Source organism: Tessaracoccus palaemonis (assembly GCF_019316905.1).
In the GTDB taxonomy this organism is placed as follows: domain Bacteria; phylum Actinomycetota; class Actinomycetes; order Propionibacteriales; family Propionibacteriaceae; genus Arachnia; species Arachnia palaemonis.
Genome location: NZ_CP079216.1, coordinates 364,229 through 382,764, shown reverse-complemented (window position 1 = coordinate 382,764; position 18,536 = coordinate 364,229). Strand labels below are relative to the sequence as shown.

At 69.1% G+C, this 18,536-nt stretch carries 14 protein-coding genes; 5 read left to right on the top strand and 9 right to left on the bottom strand.

Annotated features, from left to right (window positions below; genetic code table 11):
• Window position 1: 1 nt before the first annotated feature.
• On the bottom strand, window positions 2-1,231 hold the full coding sequence (locus KDB89_RS01620) for an FHA domain-containing protein (protein ID WP_219082887.1): 1,230 nt from the start codon (window positions 1,229-1,231) through the stop codon (window positions 2-4).
• 80 nt (window positions 1,232-1,311) lie between these two features.
• Window positions 1,312-2,412 (bottom strand): MalY/PatB family protein, encoded by a 1,101-nt coding sequence (locus KDB89_RS01615; protein WP_219082885.1) that lies wholly within the window; start codon window positions 2,410-2,412, stop codon window positions 1,312-1,314.
• Window positions 2,413-2,719: 307 nt separating this feature from the next.
• Here KDB89_RS01615 and KDB89_RS01610 point away from each other — a divergent pair, with 307 nt between their 5' ends.
• From KDB89_RS01610 to KDB89_RS01590, 5 genes are all read left to right on the top strand, one after another.
• On the top strand, window positions 2,720-3,247 hold the full coding sequence (locus tag KDB89_RS01610) for a winged helix-turn-helix domain-containing protein (protein WP_219082884.1): 528 nt from the start codon (window positions 2,720-2,722) through the stop codon (window positions 3,245-3,247).
• 102 nt (window positions 3,248-3,349) lie between these two features.
• Window positions 3,350-5,299 (top strand): type I restriction-modification system subunit M, encoded by a 1,950-nt coding sequence (locus KDB89_RS01605; protein WP_219082882.1) that lies wholly within the window; start codon window positions 3,350-3,352, stop codon window positions 5,297-5,299.
• 32 nt (window positions 5,300-5,331) lie between these two features.
• Window positions 5,332-6,552 (top strand): restriction endonuclease subunit S, encoded by a 1,221-nt coding sequence (locus KDB89_RS01600; protein ID WP_219082881.1) that lies wholly within the window; start codon window positions 5,332-5,334, stop codon window positions 6,550-6,552.
• Window positions 6,549-9,647: a type I restriction endonuclease subunit R gene (locus tag KDB89_RS01595; protein ID WP_219082879.1), complete on the top strand. Its 3,099-nt coding sequence runs from the start codon at window positions 6,549-6,551 to the stop codon at window positions 9,645-9,647. Before KDB89_RS01600 ends, KDB89_RS01595 begins: the two co-directional genes overlap by 4 nt.
• A 181-nt stretch (window positions 9,648-9,828) precedes the next feature.
• Window positions 9,829-11,034 carry an HNH endonuclease signature motif containing protein gene (locus tag KDB89_RS01590; RefSeq protein WP_219082877.1) on the top strand — a complete coding sequence of 402 codons (1,206 nt, stop codon included), beginning with the start codon at window positions 9,829-9,831 and terminating at the stop codon, window positions 11,032-11,034.
• A 43-nt stretch (window positions 11,035-11,077) separates the two neighbouring features.
• Here KDB89_RS01590 and KDB89_RS14560 read toward each other — a convergent pair whose 3' ends face one another.
• From KDB89_RS14560 to KDB89_RS01560, 7 genes are all read right to left on the bottom strand, one after another.
• Window positions 11,078-11,728: an alkylhydroperoxidase domain protein gene (locus KDB89_RS14560; RefSeq protein WP_255556098.1), complete on the bottom strand. Its 651-nt coding sequence runs from the start codon at window positions 11,726-11,728 to the stop codon at window positions 11,078-11,080.
• Window positions 11,725-12,312, bottom strand: coding sequence for a CMD domain protein (locus KDB89_RS14555; RefSeq protein ID WP_255556097.1), 588 nt, complete (start codon window positions 12,310-12,312; stop codon window positions 11,725-11,727). The genes KDB89_RS14560 and KDB89_RS14555 overlap by 4 nt, the downstream gene beginning before the upstream one ends.
• On the bottom strand, window positions 12,309-13,310 hold the full coding sequence (locus KDB89_RS01580) for a putative FMN-dependent luciferase-like monooxygenase (RefSeq protein WP_219082875.1): 1,002 nt from the start codon (window positions 13,308-13,310) through the stop codon (window positions 12,309-12,311). Before KDB89_RS01580 ends, KDB89_RS14555 begins: the two co-directional genes overlap by 4 nt.
• 12 nt (window positions 13,311-13,322) lie before the next feature.
• Entirely contained in the window at window positions 13,323-14,936 is a 1,614-nt protein-coding gene (locus KDB89_RS01575) for a dipeptide ABC transporter ATP-binding protein (protein WP_219082873.1), read from the bottom strand.
• The gene (locus tag KDB89_RS01570; protein WP_219082871.1) at window positions 14,933-15,805 is read right to left on the bottom strand and encodes an ABC transporter permease; all 873 of its coding nucleotides are present in this window, start codon (window positions 15,803-15,805) and stop codon (window positions 14,933-14,935) included. The genes KDB89_RS01575 and KDB89_RS01570 overlap by 4 nt, the downstream gene beginning before the upstream one ends.
• The gene (locus KDB89_RS01565; RefSeq protein ID WP_219082869.1) at window positions 15,802-16,734 is read right to left on the bottom strand and encodes an ABC transporter permease; all 933 of its coding nucleotides are present in this window, start codon (window positions 16,732-16,734) and stop codon (window positions 15,802-15,804) included. Before KDB89_RS01565 ends, KDB89_RS01570 begins: the two co-directional genes overlap by 4 nt.
• Window positions 16,735-16,801: 67 nt before the next feature.
• Entirely contained in the window at window positions 16,802-18,463 is a 1,662-nt protein-coding gene (locus KDB89_RS01560) for a TIGR04028 family ABC transporter substrate-binding protein (RefSeq protein WP_219082867.1), read from the bottom strand.
• Window positions 18,464-18,536 lie beyond the last annotated feature (73 nt).

The window sequence follows — 18,536 nt, the reverse complement described above, 5'->3', positions numbered from 1 at the left end:
GTCAGCCTCGGGGCGGCTCGATGCGGACGGAGACCCCGTCGCCCAGGTCCAGAACGGTGCCGATCTCCACCTGCACCGAGGCGCCGTCGCGCAGCGCGAAGGGCGCCTCCCCGACGGGAAGCACCATGGTGCCGTTGGTGGAGTTGAGGTCAGTCACGTGCACGTTCCAGTCGCGGGTGGTGACCAGGAGGTGATTGCGGGAGATGTCGCTGCTGGGGCTCTGGACGCGCAGCAGCCCCGACCCGGCCGGACCATGCGCAGCATCGGGCGCACGGCCGATCACGACGCCGGCGACGATGTCGGCGAAGTCGCCGCCGTTGGTGTGGACGCCGGCCAGCACCGGGCGGCGGATGACCCGGGGGTTGGACGAGTCGACGGGGGCCTGGCAGAGCCGGCAGGTGCGGGTGCCCGGTGCGTTGGGATGCCCGTTGGCGCAGGGCACCGCCAGGACCTGTCCGTCCGCATCGGCCGTCGGCGGCTTGTGGGTGGCCGCCAGGCCCGTGGAGAAGATCGTGCCGCCTTCCGCCTCCGCCGCGACCGGGGCCGGGGCCGGGGGCACGACGGCGGGCGCAGGGATCGGCACGCCGGCGATGGCGGCCGCCGGGTCGGGGGCACCCAGGTCGAGGTCGGTGAGGTCCGCGGCGCTGTCGACGACCTCCGGCTCGGGTACGAAGGCCGGTGTCGGGGCGTCCTCGACGGGCTGCTCGGGGGCCGGGACGGCGGCGACGACCGGTGCAAGAGGCTCTCCCCCCGCGACCGGGAAGACGACCCGGTCCACGGTGCTCAGCTCCAGGGAGGAGACGCAGACGGCGCCGACCACGAGCGGGAGGTGCAGCACCTCGTCGCCCGCGACGGGCTCGAGGTCGATCCTGAGGCGTCGCTCCGCGCCGAGGTCCTCCTCGCGCCACGTGATGCTCCCGCTGCCCTCGAGCGCCACGTCGCCCGTGTCCGCATCGAGCACGCGGACGTCGCCGCGGGTCAGGCCGTGCAGTGTCCCGCCTTCCCAGAAGAACGCGCCAAGGTGGGGCATGGCGTCGAGCCCGACCTCATGGACAAGGTTCAGGAGTGCCTCGACGGAGCCCGCCGAGAGGATCGCGGTCCACAGGTCCGCGACGAGCCCGGAGGCGCGCGCCGGCGCGGGCAGCATCACCACGAGGGTGGTGGGGCCGGACAGCACGAGCCAGTTTCCCGGGGTGTACGTGACACGCCAGGCAGCCTCGGGAAGCGCCATTGTTCCTCCTCGGTTCTCTTCCTGCCCCAGCCTACGAGGTCCGCGCGATGGCACACGCGGGTCCGGGGCGATCGTGACGGTTACGAGACCGACGCCGCAAGCCTGCGGACTGCCTCGGCGATGATGTCGTGGCTGGTGGCGAGGTTCACGCGCACGAACTGCTGAGCGTAGGGCGCGAAGTCCCTGCCCGCGTTGAACCGCACGCGGGCGACCTGGTGGAAGTGGTCGACGGGGCTCTCCAGGCCGAGCGGCGAGCAGTCGAGCCATGCGAGATAGGTGCCGGGCAGCGGCGTGTAGCTCAGCGTCGGGAGGTGTTCGGCCAGCTGGGCCGCGAAGAACGCCTTGTTGCCCTCGATCTCGTCGGCCGCCTCGCGGACCCAGTCGCGGCCGTCGGCCAGCGCGGCGACGTGCGCGAGGACGCCGAAGTAGCTCGCGCCGTCGGAGACCATCGGCCGCAGACGGTCGCGGACGGACGCCGATCCGACGATCAGGCCGGCCTTGAGTGCCGCGAGGTTCCACGACTTCGACGCGGACGTCACGATCACCGCGTCGTGCGCCCCCGGCACCGCCAGGTACGGGGTGTGGGCGGCCCCGGCCAGAGGGGCGTGGATCTCGTCGGAGATGACGACGACGCCGAACCGGTCGGCCAGCCGCGCGACCTCGGCGAGCTCCTCGGCAGTGTGGATGGTGCCGTTGGGGTTGTGCGGCGAGCACAGCAGGTACGCCTTGGGGCGGTGCTCCTCGAAGGCCTCCGCGAGGCCCTCGAGGTCCAGCCGGTCGTCCAGCATCGGTACGTCGACGATCGTGCGGTCATAGCTGACGCCGCGGAAGGGCGGGTAGATCGGGGAGTTGATCACGACGGGATCGCCCGGTTCGGTGACCGCGGTGAGCGCGTCGCGCATGCCGGTGACGACGTCGGTGACCAGCGTGGCGTCCGACGGCGAGAACTCCCAGCCCCACTGCCACGCGGCGAAGTCGGCCAGCGCCTCCTGGTAGGCGGGCAGCTCGGGGTAGCCGGTGTCGCCCTCGGCGAGTGCCCGCTCGAGCCGGGCGCGGATGGCGGGGGCCAGGTGGGCGTCCATCTCGGCGACGAACATGGGCAGGACGTCGGCCTCGAAGCGGCGCCACTTGATGGTGCCGCGGGTCTGGAGCTCAGCGAGGGGGACGTCGAAGATGGCCATGGCCCCCATCTTGCACGAGTCGCCCCCTGCGGTGCCTCCCGCCGTCCATCGACGGCTGAGCGATCACCCGACCGGGTTCCGCCGGGCGCGAAACAGGCTCGGGCACCCGGCGGTGGGGCCCGGTTCCCGGGTTAGCATCGCCGCCATGACCGATCTTCTCGCGCTGCCGTGCTCCGCCGCCGCTGCTGCCGCGATGATGTGTCGTCGCTGTCGCTGAAACCCTCCCCTGCCCCGGGCTGTCCCGGCGAGCCCCTTTCTTCAGCACACCGACCCGGAGGTCCGGGTCTTCAGCATCGAGAGCGACACCATGGGCACTCCCACCCCCTCGCATCCGACCGGCTTCGTCCTGACCGTCACCCTTACCGAGGAGGACGCGCGCCGCGCCGGCACGACCCTTCCCCGCGTGGCCCAGGCGCTGCGCCTGCAGCTGTCGGCCCTGCTGCCCGCCGCGGAGACGCAGGTGGTCCCGCTGCACCCGGCGCGGGCCGCCAGACGGCCTGCCCCGCGCGAGCCCGGGCTGGTGATCGACCTCGGCCGCCTGCAGGCACGCGTCGACGGCGTGGACCTCGGCCTCTCGGAGCGTGAGTTCGACGTGCTCGCGTGCCTCGTCGCCGCCGGGTCCGCGACGCTGGGACGGCAGGAGCTGTTCGACGAGGTCTGGGGCGGCGAGCCACCCTCGGGCGAGCGGGTCGTCGACGTGACGGTGCGCAGGCTGAGGGCCCGACTCGGCGACTGGCACAACGTCGTGACCACCGTCCGCGGCGTCGGGTACCGCTTCGTCGGAGCCCCCGGCGTGCGGGTCGTGCAGGCCCGGGGAGCCGCGGTCGTTCAGTAGCTTCAGAAGCCCGGGCAGCAGCACTGCCGGGAGTGGGCCAAGATGGACCTACGACGCACCCAGGTGTTCGTCGACTGCCCGTCACTTACAGGAGTGCCCCACGTGGTCAATCACGTCTCGTTCATCTGGAACATCGCCGAGTCCCTTCGCGGGCCGTTCAAGCCGTCGGAGTACGGCTCGGTGGTGCTGCCGTTCACGGTGCTGCGTCGCCTCGACGCCGTCCTGGCCGACACCAAACCCGATGTCCTGGCGAAGGCACCCACGGTCACCAGCCTTCCCGACGTGGTCCGGCACAATCTCCTGACCGCGGCTTCCGGCCGCCAGTTCTACAACACGAGCCCGTTCGACTTCGCCAAACTGGTCGCGGACCCGCAGGACCTGCGGCAGAACATCGCCTCCTACATCGCCGGGTTCTCCCCGAACGTGCGTGACATCTTCGAGCGCTTCGAGTTCGACAAGACCCTGAACAAGCTGGCGGAGAAGAACAAGCTGTTCGCCGTCACGGAGAAGTTCGCCCAGGCGGACTTCCACCCCAAGACCGTCTCCAACATCCAGATGGGCCTCGTGTTCGAGGAACTCATCCGGTGGGCCAACGAGCGCTCCAACGAGACCGCCGGCGACCACTACACGCCCCGCGAAGTCATCTCCCTGATGGTGCAGCTGCTGTTCGCCACCGACGACGACGCCCTCTCCAAGCCCGGCGTGGTCCGCTCGATCTACGACCCCACCGCCGGCACCGGCGGCATGCTCTCGGTCGCCGACGAGCACCTCCGCGCGATGAACCCCGGCATCCAGCTCAGCCTCTACGGCCAGGACTACAACGACGCCTCCTACGCCATCTGCAAGGCAGACATGGTCATCAAGGGCCAGGACGTCGACAACATCGCCCTCGGCGACACCCTCACCGACGACCGCTTCCCCGACAAGAAGTTCGACTACGGCCTGTCCAACCCGCCCTTCGGCGTCGACTGGAAGGACCAGCGCGAAGAGGTCGACCACGAACACGCCACCCTCGGCTTCGTCGGCCGCTTCGGGCCCGGCACCCCCGCCGTCTCCGACGGCGCCATGCTGTTTCTCCTCCACCTCGTGTCCAAGATGCGCAAGCCAGAGGACGGCGGCTCCCGCATGGCCATCGTCCTCAACGGCTCGCCCCTGTTCTCCGGCGGCGCCGGCGGCGGAGAGTCGAACATCCGCAAATGGCTCCTCGACAGCGACCTCGTCGGCGCGATCATCGGCCTGCCGAAGGACATGTTCTACAACACCGGCATCTCCACCTACATCTGGATCCTCACCAACCGCAAACGCCCCGAACGCAAGGGCAAGGTCCAGCTCATCGACGCCCGCGAGTTCTACACCAAACTCCGCAAGGGGCTTGGCTCCAAACGCAACGAACTCTCCGCCCAGGACATCACCCGCATCGTGGAGCTCTACGACGACTTCGCCGACGCGGACGAGTCGAAGATCTTCCACAACGAGGACTTCCTCTACCGCACCATCACCGTCGAACGGCCCCTCAGGCTCCGCTGGCAGGCCACCGCCGAGGCCATCGACGCCGTCTTCGACGCGAAACCCGTCCAGAAACTCGACGACGCCACCGCCACCAGCCTGCGCAACGCCCTCGAAACCCTCGACACCGGACAGTCCTGGACCAACCGCGACACGTTCCGCAAGGCCCTCCTCGCGGCAGCCGTTGCCCAGGGCATCAAACTACCCATGCCCATCATCAAGGCCATCACCGCCGCCCTCGGCGAACAGGACGACACCGCAGATATCTGCACCGACACCAAGGGCAACCCCGAACCCGACCCGTCCCTCCGCGACACCGAGAACGTGCCCTGGGACCAGAACATCAACGACTACCTCACCCGCGAAGTCCTCCCCTACGCCCCCGACGCCTGGATCGACCACACCAAGACCAGAGAAGGCGCCGAAATCCCCTTCACCCGCCACTTCTACAAGTACGTCCCACCCCGCCCCCTCGAAGACATCGACCGCGACCTCGAAGCAGTCATGAACGACCTCCGCACCATGCTCCAAGAGGTCGAAAAGTGACAACCATACGTTTCGGAGCTCTCGTGCAGCGAGTGGATCAGAAGCGACCCGGCGCCGATCTTCCGCTCTTGTCCGTATCACAAACCAGGGGCGTGTTGCGCCGCGATGAGCTGAGCGACCGTCCTCCACGCGCCGAATCCCTTGATCATTACAAGACTTGCCAGCCAGGCGACATCGTGTTCAACAAGATGAGTGTCCGCGCCGGTGCAATGGGCGAGGCAAGGGAGGCGGGTTACGTCACGTACCACTATGAGGTGATGCGGCCGCGACCATCAGTTGATCCGCGCTTTGTCGTGTACCTCATGAAGTCAGGGTGGTTCACAGGGGAGATGATCCGGCGTGAACGTGGTATCGCTGCCGGTGACGAAAGCGGCGCGGTACGAACTACTGAGGTTCCATTCCGAGTTCTGAAGACCATCCACGTCCCCTTGATACCTCCGTCAGAGCAGCGGGCGATTGCGGACTTCCTGGATCGGGAGACGGCACAGATCGACGCGTTCATCGCGAAGAACGAGCAACTCATCACCCTCCTCACCGAACGCCGAGCCTCGGTGGTGGCACAGGCTGTCACGAAGGGGCTCGACTGTCGCGCCGAGATGCAGTCGAGCGAAGTGGATTGGTTTGGACAGGTGCCCGCTCACTGGTCGGTCTCAAGGCTCTCCCGCTGGTTTACCGTCACCCTCGGCAAGATGCTCGACGCGGCCAAGTTTGAGACGACTGACGGGGAGCCGCTCCCATACGTCCGCGCCGCGAACATCCGCCCAGGCCAGCTGGACTTGGACTCAGCAAACCAGATGCCATTCTCTCTCGTGGAGCAGCGGAGGTACAGCCTGCGCGCGGGCGACCTGTTGGTCGTCGAAGGCGGATCAATCGGCGTCAACGTGGCTCTTGAAGACGACTTGCCGGGATGGGGATTCCAGAAGACAGTCAACCGTGTGCGACCACGACACGATGCATCCGCGGCGTTCCTCGGACTGCAGCTCGATGTGATGCGCGCCTGCGGCGGTATCGAAATGATCGCCAATGTCTCGACAATTCTGCACTTCACAGCCGAGAAACTGGAACGCACCCTCGTCGCGATGCCACCGGCAGCCGAGCAGCATGCAATCGTCGCCCACGTGAGGCTTAGCACCAAACCAATCGACGAGGCGATCGGGCTTGCGACAGAGGCGATACAGCTGGCACGCGAGCGGCGGGCGGCGCTGATTTCGGCTGCGGTGACGGGCAAGGTCGATGTAGGAGTGAGCGCATGAGTGGGGTTGCCGGGGGCCATCTGGAGGTGGTGCTGGAGACGGAGATCTGCCAGCATCTCGCCGCAAACGGGTGGCTGTACTCGCCCGATGATTCGGGCTACGACAAGACGCTGGCCCTGTTCCCAGAGGACGTGTTGGGGTGGTTCGCGGACACGCAGCCGGCCCAGTACGCGAAGGTCCTCCGTCCGGGCGACTCCGCGGCTCTGCAGGAGGCGGCGAAGACGCTGCTGCTGGGTCGGCTGGTGAAGGCCCTGGACAACGATCCGTTCAAGCATGGCGGCACGCTGAATGTGCTGCGGAACGGGTTCAGTTTCGTGCCGCCATCGGGTGGGTCGGTGAAGGTGCAGCTGGCGCAGTTCCGGCCGGCCACGGCTCTGAACCCGGACACGCTGGCGGCGTATTCCAGGATGCGGCTGCGGGTGATGCGTCAGGTGCACTACTCGGCCAAGCATCCGAAGAAGGCCCTGGATCTGGTGTTGTTCGTCAACGGGTTGCCGGTGGCGACGGTGGAGTTGAAGACAGACTTCACGCAGACGCTGTCGAACGCGACCAAGCAGTACCAGTTCGACCGCTCCCCGGCCGGTGAACCGCTGTTCGGCCACGGCAAGCGGGCGTTGGTGCATTTCGCGGTGTCGAACAGCCAGGTCGCGATGACCACCCGACTCGCCGATGACAAGACCCGGTTCCTGCCGTTCAACAAGGGCAACGACGAGGGTGCGGGGAACCCGCTGAACCCGGACGGGTCGGCGTCGTCGTACTTCTGGGAAGAGATCCTGCAGCGCGACACGTGGCTGCGGATCCTCGGCTCGTTCATGCACACGGCTGTCGAGACGGAGGTGGACCACGACACGGGGAAGAAGACCCGGGTCGAGAAGATCCTGTTTCCCCGCTACCACCAGTGGCGGGCCGTCACCCGCCTGGTCGAGGACGCCCGCGCCAAGGGGTCCGGGCAGCGGTACCTGATCCAGCACTCGGCCGGCTCCGGGAAGACGAACTCCATCTCCTGGCTCGCGCACCAGCTCTCCACCCTCCACAGCTCCGCCGATGAGAAGGTGTTCGACACTGTTGTGGTCGTGACCGACCGCACCGTGCTGGACAAGCAGCTGCAGGACTCGATCGCGCAGTTCGAGCACCACAAGGGCGTGGTGCAGTCCATCACCGCCGGCCTGGACTCGTCGAAGTCCGCCGCGTTGGCCTCCGCGCTGACGGGCGGCAAGCAGATCGTGATCGTCACGATCCAGACGTTCGAGGCGCTGATCAACCTGATCGACACCTCCCCCGAGTTGAAGGGTCGCCGGTTCGCGGTGATCGCCGACGAGGCCCACTCCTCCCAGACCGGCTCCACCGCAGGTGCCCTGACCAAGGTCCTGTCCCCCGACGAACTCAAGGAGGTCGCCGAGGGGGCGGAGGTCAGCAGCGAGGACTACCTGCAGTGGGCGCAGTCCGTGACCGCGCACGCGCCGAACATCTCCTACTTCGCATTCACCGCCACCCCGAAGGCCAAGACCCTCGAACTGTTCGGCACCGTCCCCGAAGGCGGCACGCTGCCCGAGCCGTTCGACCTGTACTCGATGCAGCAGGCCATCGAGGAGCAGTTCATCCTCGACGTGCTGACCAACTACACCCCCTACAAGGTGGCCTGGCAGTTGCAGCACCCCGGCGGCGACTACGACAACCCCGGCAGTGAGGTTGACGAGTCGACCGCGGTCAAGGCCCTTGTGCAGTACGTGCGGCTCCACCCGACGAACATCTCGCAGAAAGCCAAGATCGTCGTCGACCACTTCTGCGGCTTCGTCGCAAAGCTGCTCGACGGGAAGGCCAAGGCGATGGTCGTGACCGGCTCCCGCAAGGAAGCCGTCCGCTGGAAGAAGTACCTCGACGCCTACGTCACCGACAACCACATTCCCGGTGTGAAGGCACTGGTCGCGTTCTCCGGCACCGTCGACGACCCCGAAGACGTCGGCGAGAACCTCACCGAACACACCCAGAACCCCGGCGTGTGGACCGGCGACCTCGCCGAAGCGTTCAAGCCGTCGACCTACAACGTGATGATCGTCGCCGAGAAGTACCAGACCGGCTTCGACCAGCCCCGCCTCGTCGCCATGTACGTCGACAAGAAACTCGGCGGCGTCCAGGCCGTGCAGACCCTGTCCCGGCTGAACCGCACCTACCCCGGCAAGGACAAGACCTTCGTCCTGGACTTCGTCAATGACCCCGAGGATGTCCTCGAGGCGTTCAAACCGTACTACCGCAAGGCCACCCTCACCGCCACCACCGACCCGAACCTCGTCTACGACCTCAAGACCAAGCTCGATGCCTCCGGCATCTACGACACCTCCGAGGTCGAGCAGGCCATCGAGGCCGTCCACAAGGGTGGCGCCAACGCGAACAGTGCCATCACCGCGGCCACCGCGCCCGCCGTCGACCGGTTCTCCAAGAGGTGGACCAACGCCGTCCTCGACGACGACCAGCCAGAGCAGGACGAACTGAAACTGTTCAAGTCCGACGCGGCCGCCTTCGTGAAGTTCTACGACTTCATCTCCCAGGCCCGCAACCTGGAAGACACCTCACTGCCCCGCCTGTACTACTTCCTCCGCCGGATCCTCCCGCAACTGTCGACCGCCACCTACGAAGATCCCATCGACATCTCCCAGGTCCAGCTCACCGACTACACCATCAGCAAAGGCGCAGCCGTGAAGCTGAACCTTGAGCAGGGAGCGGGCCTCGACCCCATCACCGCCGTCGGCTCCGGCACCATCCACGAGAAGCACCGCAGCGAACTCGAAGCCATCATCGTCAAACTCAACGAACGCTTCGGCGACACCTACGGCACCGACGTCGTCGCAGGCGCCATGTCCAACATCGTCGTCAACCTCGCCCACCACCAGGGACTCGCGCAACAGGCAGCCGCCAACACCCCGCAGCAGTTCGCCGAATCCCCTACCCTCGGCAAGGTGTTCATGGACGTCCTCATGGACGTCCGCGAGCAGACCCCGCTACTGGTCGACGACATCTTCCATGACGCTGCGCTGCTGGCCGAGCTGTCCAAGGCCCTGCCCGCCATGCTCTACGAGCACTTCAGCGGAGCGAAGTAGCCGGAGGATTGCGGGCCCATCGCACTTGAGGGTGTGGGGGTCTAGGTCCTCCGGGTTCGAGTGGTGATCTCGCGACCCGGTCGGCGAGGTCGCGGATGCCGAGGGCGGACCGGCGGGACTTTGAACGGTTTTCGGGGGTGGGAACCCTTGTTCCTGGATTCGTACGGGTGTATGATTAGATATGGATTCGTTGAGGGACGCCGGAGCCGATGCGTGGGAGGTCGCCTCCCGCCGTGCGGGCGTCATCGCGGGCCAGGCCGCGCAACTCAACGCCGATCTGGTGGACCTGATGGTCGAGGTGCTGGAGACCAACTGCTGGTCCGGTGGCGGGATCAGGTCCCCTGAGCACTGGCTGCAGTTGATGACCGCCGTCTCCCCCTCCCGCGCCGCCGACATCGTGGCCGTCGCTCGCAGGAAGGGCGACTTCCCCGAGTTGGAGGCCCGCCTGGCCCGGGGGACGGTGAGTCTGGATCAGATGGTCGTCGTCGCCCGCCACGTGCCCACCGAGTATGCCGAATCGGTGACCGAGTTCGTGCAGGCCGCGACCGTGTCACAGCTACGCCGCGTGTTGCCGAAGTACCTGTTCGAACCCGGCACGCCGGGGCCGGTGGCCGATCCTCCCGAGCCCGTGGCGCCGGTCGATGACGCACCCAGACTGCAGATGAGCCTCCAGGAGGGGCGGTTCGTGTTGCGGTTCGACGCGAACCCGCTGGACGGGGCGCTGGTGGAGCAGGCCATCCGGGAGGCCAAGGACGCGCTGTTCACCGCCGGCGACACCGAAGCGACCCTGGCCGACGGGCTGGTGGAGTGCGCGTCGCGGAGTCTGCATCAGGCTTCGCCGGCGTCCCGCCGGGAGCATTACCGAGTGCTGGTGCATCTGGATGCCGACGGGAACGGGTGGATCAACAAACGTGGCTCGTTGCCGTCACGGCTGATGAAGAAGCTGACCTGCGACGGGACCCTGAAACCCGTCTGGACCAAGGATGCGAAACCCGTCTCCGTGGGACGGAGCATGCGGATCGTGCCCGAACGCACCAGGCGGCTCATCGAGGACCGCGACGGCGGCTGCCGGTTCCCGGGCTGCACCGTCGCCGGGTTCCTGGAGAATCACCACCTCTATCACTGGTCCGAGGGTGGCCCCACCGACATCGACACGTTGATCTCGTTGTGTTCCAGGCATCACCGGGAACACCACCAGGGAGAGTTCACCATCGACGGCGACCCCGGTGCCCCGGCCGGGCTGCGGTTCACCAACCGCCACGGACTGGCCATCGAACGCGACATCCCCGACCAGATACCCCCGCCGACTCATCCGCCACCCGAGAAACAACCGATCCGCGGCTGGATCATGGACACCACCTCCATCAACTTCCGCCCCACCGGCTGAACAACCGACCGGAGCCTCCCCCATCCGTCGGATCCGCTTTCATTCAGTCGGGCTGAGCCCGGCGTCGGGCTCGGCGACGCGCGGCGTCGGTCGGCTCGCCGAGGCTCAGCATGAGGCGGTTCGCCCAGCTGAAGAAGGCCCCCGAGTTGACGAGGTCGACGATCGCGAGGTCGTCGAGACCGACCTCCCGCAGCCGCGCGACATGCCCGGCGTCGAAGCGCACCGGGGTGGCGGTGAGCGCCGCCACGGCGTCGACGATGGCGTTGGTCCGCTCGTCGCCGAGGTCCGCCCCGACCCCGTCGGCCAGCAGCTGCTCGACCTGGGCGGCGCGGTTCGGGTCCTGCCGGATGGCGAAGCTGCTGTGCACCGATGCGCAGAACGTGCAGCCGTTGAGCCGCGACGCGGCGGCGGCCCCGAGCTCACGCTCCGCCCGCGGGAGCCCGTCGGCCGCGTTGTAGAAGATGTCGAGATCCGTCAGGGTGCGCGCCTTGAGAATGGCGGGGTCGCGGGCGAGCAGCCGGAAGTAGGGGCTCTCGGAGCGCTCGGGCTCGATCAGCGCGTCGCGCTGGACGTCGGTCAGCTCGTCGACCGGGACGGGCTCGATCCAGGGCTGCCAGCCGAGTCCGCCGACGACGAAGCCGTCGGGGAACAGGTCGGGTTCGACGGGAGTGATGCCCGCGGTGATGGTGGTCATGAGGCCTCCTCGGCGGCCAGTGCCCGGAGGCCGGCCGCGGCTCGAAGTTGGAAGGAGAGGAAGGCGACGGCCTGCGACAGCGAGACGATGTCCTCGAGGCTCCAGCCCGCCAGGATCAGCGTCTCGAGGCGCTCCTGGCGGGAGTCGCGGGGGTGGAAGACGAGCACGTGCGCGTGCTCGAGGCCCGCCGCCAGGCGGCGGCCCAGCAGCTCGGCCTGGGCCGGGGGCAGGACGGCGTCGACGGTCGGCGTCGACTCGGGTGCGAGGGCAGGCTCCCGGTAGGTGCCCGTCGGTCCCTGCGAGCACAGCGCGGCGGCGGACTCGGCGACGGCGGCGACGAATGCAGGGTCTGCGACGTCGGCGAGGAGGTCCCCGTAGAACGCCGCGGCGTCCTCGTCCCCGTGCAGGGCCGACACGAAGGCGGCGACGGCCAGGCGTTCCTCGGGCGCGAAGGTGCCGGGCTCGGCCGGCTCGAAGAGCGCCTCGAAGCTGAGTTGCGCGTTCTCCCTGGCCTGGGGTCGGGCGTCGCGCAGGGCATGGACGTCCGGACCGGCGCCGGAGATCAGGTCGATGATGTCGCTCATGCCGCGAGCCCCCAGCCCAGCGCCGGGGCGACCCGGGTGGCGAGCAGCTCCAGGGAGCGCAGCGTGATCTCATGCCCGGGCTCCAGCGAGTGCACCTGGGCGGCGATCTCGGTGGCGCCCAGCGCGACGGCATCGCGGCGCAGCGCGTCGATGACCTCGTCCGCGGTGCCGAAGTAGGAGTCGGTGACACGCAGCACCTCGTCGGCGGAGAGGTCGCCGGCGTCACGTCCCCCGAAGCCGGCGGCGAACCGGCGCAGGGACGGCAGCGCGGCCTCCAGGACGCGGGTCCGGTTCTCCTCGTCGACCACCACGATCGTGCGGGACGCGAGCAGGCGCGCGGGTCGGCCGTCGAGCGCGGCGAGGTAGGCCTCGACGATGGGCGTCTGGATCTCCGTCAGCGAGGCGTCGGGCCGGTCGGCGGGGCGCGGCTGCGAGCGGGACAGCAGCAGGCCGTCGCCCCGCTGCCCCGCGAGAGCCCCGCCGTTGCTGGAGAACGTCGCCTGCCACAGCCGACGCTCGAGGCCAGGGGCCTCCGGGTACAGGTGGTTGTCAGTGCCGGCCAGCTCGCGACCCGACAGCGCGTCGATCAGGGTGGCGAACTTGTCGGCGAACAGCTGTCGGCGGTCGTCGGAGCGCAGCCCGAACGTCGTGAAGCTCGACGGCGTGCCGCCCGTGCCGACGCCGAGCTCCACGCGACCCCCGCTGATCGCGTCGACGACGGCGGCGTCCTCCGCGACGCGGATCGGGTCCTCGAGCGGGAGGGTGACGATGCCGGTGCCGAGCCGGACTCGCGAGGTCACCGCGGCGGCGGCGCCGAGCAGGACCCAGGGCGACGGCAGGCCGCCCTCGTCGGCGTGGAAGTGGTGTTGCGCGACCCAGGCGCTGGTGAAGCCGAGGTCCTCGGCGGCGCGGATCTGCTCGAGGGCGAAGCGGTACCGGTCTGATGGACTCGCGTCCTCCAGCAGCCGCGTGAACAGGCCGATGTTGGGTGTTGTCATGGGTCTCCTCCTTCAGATGGTGGCGAAGTGCCGGCCGGGGATGGCGTCGAGCAGCGCCAGGGTGTACTCGTGCTCGGGTCGGTGGAAAACGGTTTCGGTGGGCCCCGACTCGACCTGCACCCCTGCGCGGAGCACCGAGACGGTGTCGGAGATCTGACGCACGACCGCGAGGTCGTGCGAGATGAACAGGTAGGTCAGGCCGCGCTCGCGCTGCAGCTCGGCGAGCAGCTCGAGGATCTGCGCCTGCACCGTGACGTCGAGTGCGGAGACGGCCTCGTCGAGGACGACGACCTGCGGGTCGAGGACCAGGGCGCGGGCGATGGCGACGCGCTGCCGCTGGCCGCCGGACAGCTCACGCGGCAGCCGGGTCGCGTAGTCGCGGGGCAACGCGACGGCGTCGAGCAGCTCGGCCACGCGTCGGCTCCGCTCGCGCGCCCCCTGAGCCCCTCCGGTTCCCTGAGCCTGTCGAAGGGTCGACCGGAAGTTCAGCAGCGGCTCCGCGATGGTCTCGCCGACGGTGCGCCGCGGGTCGAGCGACCCGAAGGGGTTCTGGTAGACCAGCTGCACGGTGCGCCGCTGCCGGCGCGCCGCGGCGCCCCTGCCGACGAGCACCTCGTCGCCCCCGATCTGGACGTGGCCCGACGTGGGACGGTCCAGCCCGGCGACGATGCGCCCGGTGGTGGTCTTGCCGGAGCCCGACTCCCCCACCAGCGCGTGCGTGGTGCCGCGGGCGACGGTGAAGCTCACCTTGTCGACGGCGCGGAAGTCGCCGAACTCGCGCACGAGTCCCGTGACCGTGACGAGCGGGGCGCCCGTCACGTCGACGCGCTCCCGGGTGCGGGCCGAGAACGACGGGGCGTCGGCGATGAGCCGCTTCGTGTACTCCTGGCGCGGGCTGGCCAGCACGCGCGGGGTCGGGCCGATCTCCTCGAGGGCGCCGCTGCGCATCACGAGCAGCCGGTCGGCGCGTTCGCCGGCGACGCCGACGTCGTGCGTGATGAACAGCACGGAGGCCTCGATGCGGGCGCGGAGCTCGTCGATCAGGTCGAGGATGCGGCGCTGGACCGTCACGTCGAGCGCGCTGGTGGGCTCGTCGGCGATGATCACCTCGGGTTCCAGGGCCACGGCGGCGGCGATCAGGACGCGCTGGCGCATGCCGCCGGACAGCTCGTGCGGGTACTGGCGGGCGCGGCGCTTCGGCTCCGGGATCCCGACGAGGTCGAGGAGCTCGAGGACGCGTCGGTCGGCCTCGGCGCGGCCGACTCCGTGGAGCAGGAGCGGCTCGGCGATGCTCGCGCCGATGCGGCGCAGCGGGTTGAGCGAGTTGCCCGGATCCTGCGGGATGAGCCCGATGCGGGAGCCGCGGACCTGCCGCCACTCGCGGCGGGAGGCGTTCAACAGGTCGAGGTCGCCGAGCCGGACGCTGCCGCCTGCGATGCGGGCGTTGTCGGCCTGGAGGCCGATGATCGTCTGCGCGATGGTCGTCTTGCCGGAGCCGGACTCGCCGACGATGCCAAGCATCTCCCCGCGGCGCAGGTCGAAGGACACGCCGTCGACAGCGCGGCTGCGGCCCTCGCGGGTCTCGTAGTCGATGACGAGGTCGTCGACGCTCAGGACGGAACTCATCGGGTCACCTCCCGGATGGCGGAGCTCAGCTTGTTGGTGGCGAGCACGACGGCCACGACGACGACGCCGGGCAGCGTCGTGAGCCACCAGGCGGTGGCCATGTAGTTGCGGCCCTCGGAGATCAGCAGCCCCCATTCGGGCGTGGGCGGCGGGGCGCCGTAGCCGAGAAACCCGAGGGTGGCGATCTGCAGGATCGCGCTGCCGAACTGCAGCGCGACAAGCGCGAGCACCGGGCCCAGCGAGTTGGGCAGGACGTGGCGGGCCAGCACCCGCCAGAAGGTCCCGCCGGAGCCGTAGGCCGCCTCGACGTAGTCGGTGGCGCTGACGCTGACGACCTGCGAGCGGGCCACGCGGGCGAACATCGCCACCGACGTCAGGCCGACGGCGATCGCAGCGTTGGTGGTGCCGAAGCCGAGCAGGATCACGACGCTGAGCGCCAGAAGCAGCCCGGGGATGGCGAGCAGCACGTCGACGAACCGCATGATCGCGTCGTCGACGACGCCGGGCCGCGCCCCGGCGACGACGCCGAGCAGCGTGCCGAGGACGAAGCCGATGCCCACTGCCGCCGCCCCCGCCGTCAGCGAGTGGCGGGCGCCGTGGACGACGCGGGAGAACAGGTCGCGGCCGGTGGCGTCCGTGCCGAACCAGTGGGCGGCCGACGGCGCCTTGAGTGTCTCGGCCGCGACGCCGGCCAGCGGGTCGTACCCGGTGAACAGGCCGGGGAACAGCGCGAAGGCGAACGCGACGGCGAGCACGACGAGCGCGACGACGGAGCCGGGCCGGGTCAGGGGCCGCCACCGGGCGAGCCGGGAGACGCGGGCCGGCGCCGCGGGGCGGGCGACGACGCGGGCGAAGGATCTGACCGTCATGCGGTGCGCTCCCTTCGGAGTCGGGGGTCGATGACCGGGTAGAGAAGGTCGACGACGAGGTTGATGACGACGAACCCGATGGCGGCGAGCAGCACGACGGCCTGGATGACCGGCAGGTCGCGGTTGGCGACCGCCTGCTCCGTCAGGGTGCCGATGCCGGCGCGGCCGAACACGGCCTCGGTGACGACGGCCCCGGCCACGAGCTCGCCGAACAGCAGGCCCGCGATGGTGATGGTGGGGAGCAGCGCGTTCTTGGCGACGTTGCGGGTCAGCACCCACCACTCGCCGGCGCCGCGGGAGCGGACGATGGCGACATACGGGCTCTCGCCCACCTCGTCGAGGCTCTGGATGAGGACCTGGCTGAGCGGCGCCGAGATGGGCACGCTGAGCGTGATGGCGGGCAGGATCAGCGCCTCGAGGCCGTCGGCCCCGATCACCCGGACCCAGCCGAGCCCAAAGGAGAAGACCTGGATCAGCAGGATGCCGACCCAGAAGGCGGGCACCGACACGAACAGCGGGGGCAGGGATCGGACGGCGTTCCGCAGCCACCGCATGGACGGGAACGAGGCCAGGAACGCGATGGCGACGGCCACGATCACCGCGAGCGTGAAGCCGGCCGCGGCGAGCACGAGGGTCTCGGGCAGCGCGGTGACGATCAGGTCGGCGACGCGGGCACCGCTCTGCAGCGACGTGCCGAAGTTGCCGGCCAGGTAGTTCCCGACGCTGGTGAGGAACTGGCTCCACACCGGCTGGTCGACGCCGTAGACGACGCGCAGCTGCTCGATCTGCTCGGGCGTCAGCCCGAGCTCCGGGTTCTGGTAGCGGGCGAGCACCCCGTCGCCGGGGAGAGCCTGCATGAGGATGAAGGTGGCGGTGAAGGCCAGCAGGATGACCAGCAGCGCCTGGGCGATGCGGCGGACGATCGGCACGGTGAGACCTCCTTCGGGGTGGTGCCGGGCCGCGGGCGGGCGCAGGGCCCGCCCGCGCGGTGGACGGTTACCTGTCGAGCCAGGTGGAGTAGAAGCTGGGTCGCGCCACCGACTCGGTGGAGAAGCCCTTCACGTGGGTCGCGAGGCCGTAGACCTGCGGCTCCTCGAACAGCGGCAGCACGTAGGCCTGCTCGCTGAGGTAGTCCTGCACGGCGGCGCTGGCCGCGGCGCGGTCGGCCTCCTCCGGGCTGGACGCGACGGCGAGCAGCAGCTCGTCGAGCTTCGGATCCGTGACCTCGCCCGTGGCGGAGCTCAGGTTCTGCAGCGTGTTGCGGTTGGCCGAGTAGTACTGCGACTTGATGACGTCGTAGTCGGCGCGGGCGACCATCGAGTGGTAGATCTGCACCTGGTCGATGTCGGCCGAGGCGGCGGTCTGGGCGGCCTGGTCGCCGGAGATGATCGTGACCTCGATGCCGATCTCGCGCAGCTGCTCCTGGATGATCGTCAGCACATCCGCCGACCGGGGCTGCGGCAGCGCGATGTTGAAGGCCAGCGAGAGCTTCACCCCGTCCTTGGCGCGGATGCCGTCGGAGCCGGCGACCCAGCCTGCCTCGTCGAGGAGCGAGTTGGCCTTGGCCTGGTCGTAGACGTAGTTGGCCGACTGGTCCCTGTAGCCCTTCGCGCCCTTGGCCAGCGACGACGTGGCGAGCGGGTAGGAGTCGGAGAACAGGGCCTCGATGATGGCCTCGCGGTCGATGCCGGCGATGATCGCCTGCCGCACCCGGATGTCGGAGAGCTTCTCGCTCGGGAACCGGATGCTGAGCGAGTTGGTCACGCCGTTGGTCGGGTCGGAGACGATGCTCAGCCCGGCCGCCGTCACCACCGCCTCGTCCGGCGCCTCGATCTGGCGCGCGATGTCGGCCTGGCCGGCGGTGAGCGAGCCGACGCGGACGCTGTTCTCGCCGGCGACGACGTAGTCGATCCCGTCGAGGTACGCCCGGCCCTGGTGTTGGAGCGACGGGGGCGCCCAGTCGTAGTCCTCGCGCGCCTTCAGCGAGATCTTCGTGCCGATCTCCTCCTTCTCCACGACGAACGGGCCGCTGGCGACGAAGTTCTCGGCGTTGCCGGGGCCGAAGCCGTCGGAGTCGAGGTCGAGCGTTGCGTCGGAGACGAGGCCGGAGTTGATGGTGGAGACGGCCTGCGCGAAGCCGGGCGACGGGGCGCTGAAGTGGAAGGCGACGGTGTGCTCGTCGACGACCTCGCCGCCCTCGTAGTTGTTGATGGCCTCCGAGACGGGCAGCGCGCGGTCGGTGTCGCCCTTACCGAACAGGTCGATGTTCTTCACGACCGTCTCGGCCGTCAGCGGGGTGCCGTCGGAGAAGGTGACGTCGTCGCGCAGGGTGAAGGTGTACTCGGTGGCGTCGTCGTTCACCTCCGGCAGCTCCGTGGCGATCCACGGCTCCAGCTCGAGCGTGTCGGGGTTCTGGTAGAGCAGCCGGTCGGTGAGGTTGTTCAGCAGGCCGCCGTTCGGGTAGAAGCCACCCGACGGCGGGTAGAGCGAGCCCCACGTCTGCGGCTCGAGGTAGGTCAGGGTCCCGCCGGTCTTGGCCTCGCCCGACGTGGACGAGGTGGCGGCCGGCTCCGAGGTCTGGTTGGAGCAGGCGGCCAGGGATGCGACGGTCAGTGTGGTGAGCAGAAGCGAAGCGAGCCTGCGCCCGATCGGAGCCATGATCTTTCTCCCTGTGTCGATGGGCCGCGACCTGGCCGGTCGCGGTGCACCGAGTCTCAGGCGGGTCGGCCGA

Coding starts and splice junctions, on each gene's coding strand:
- KDB89_RS01620 (WP_219082887.1), bottom strand. CDS start 1,231: ATGGCGCTTCCCGAGGCTGCCTGGCGTGTCACGTACACCCCGGGAAAC.
- KDB89_RS01615 (WP_219082885.1), bottom strand. CDS start 2,412: ATGGCCATCTTCGACGTCCCCCTCGCTGAGCTCCAGACCCGCGGCACC.
- KDB89_RS01610 (WP_219082884.1), top strand. CDS start 2,720: ATGGGCACTCCCACCCCCTCGCATCCGACCGGCTTCGTCCTGACCGTC.
- KDB89_RS01595 (WP_219082879.1), top strand. CDS start 6,549: ATGAGTGGGGTTGCCGGGGGCCATCTGGAGGTGGTGCTGGAGACGGAG.
- KDB89_RS01590 (WP_219082877.1), top strand. CDS start 9,829: ATGGATTCGTTGAGGGACGCCGGAGCCGATGCGTGGGAGGTCGCCTCC.
- KDB89_RS14560 (WP_255556098.1), bottom strand. CDS start 11,728: ATGACCACCATCACCGCGGGCATCACTCCCGTCGAACCCGACCTGTTC.
- KDB89_RS14555 (WP_255556097.1), bottom strand. CDS start 12,312: ATGAGCGACATCATCGACCTGATCTCCGGCGCCGGTCCGGACGTCCAT.
- KDB89_RS01580 (WP_219082875.1), bottom strand. CDS start 13,310: ATGACAACACCCAACATCGGCCTGTTCACGCGGCTGCTGGAGGACGCG.
- KDB89_RS01575 (WP_219082873.1), bottom strand. CDS start 14,936: ATGAGTTCCGTCCTGAGCGTCGACGACCTCGTCATCGACTACGAGACC.
- KDB89_RS01570 (WP_219082871.1), bottom strand. CDS start 15,805: ATGACGGTCAGATCCTTCGCCCGCGTCGTCGCCCGCCCCGCGGCGCCG.
- KDB89_RS01560 (WP_219082867.1), bottom strand. CDS start 18,463: ATGGCTCCGATCGGGCGCAGGCTCGCTTCGCTTCTGCTCACCACACTG.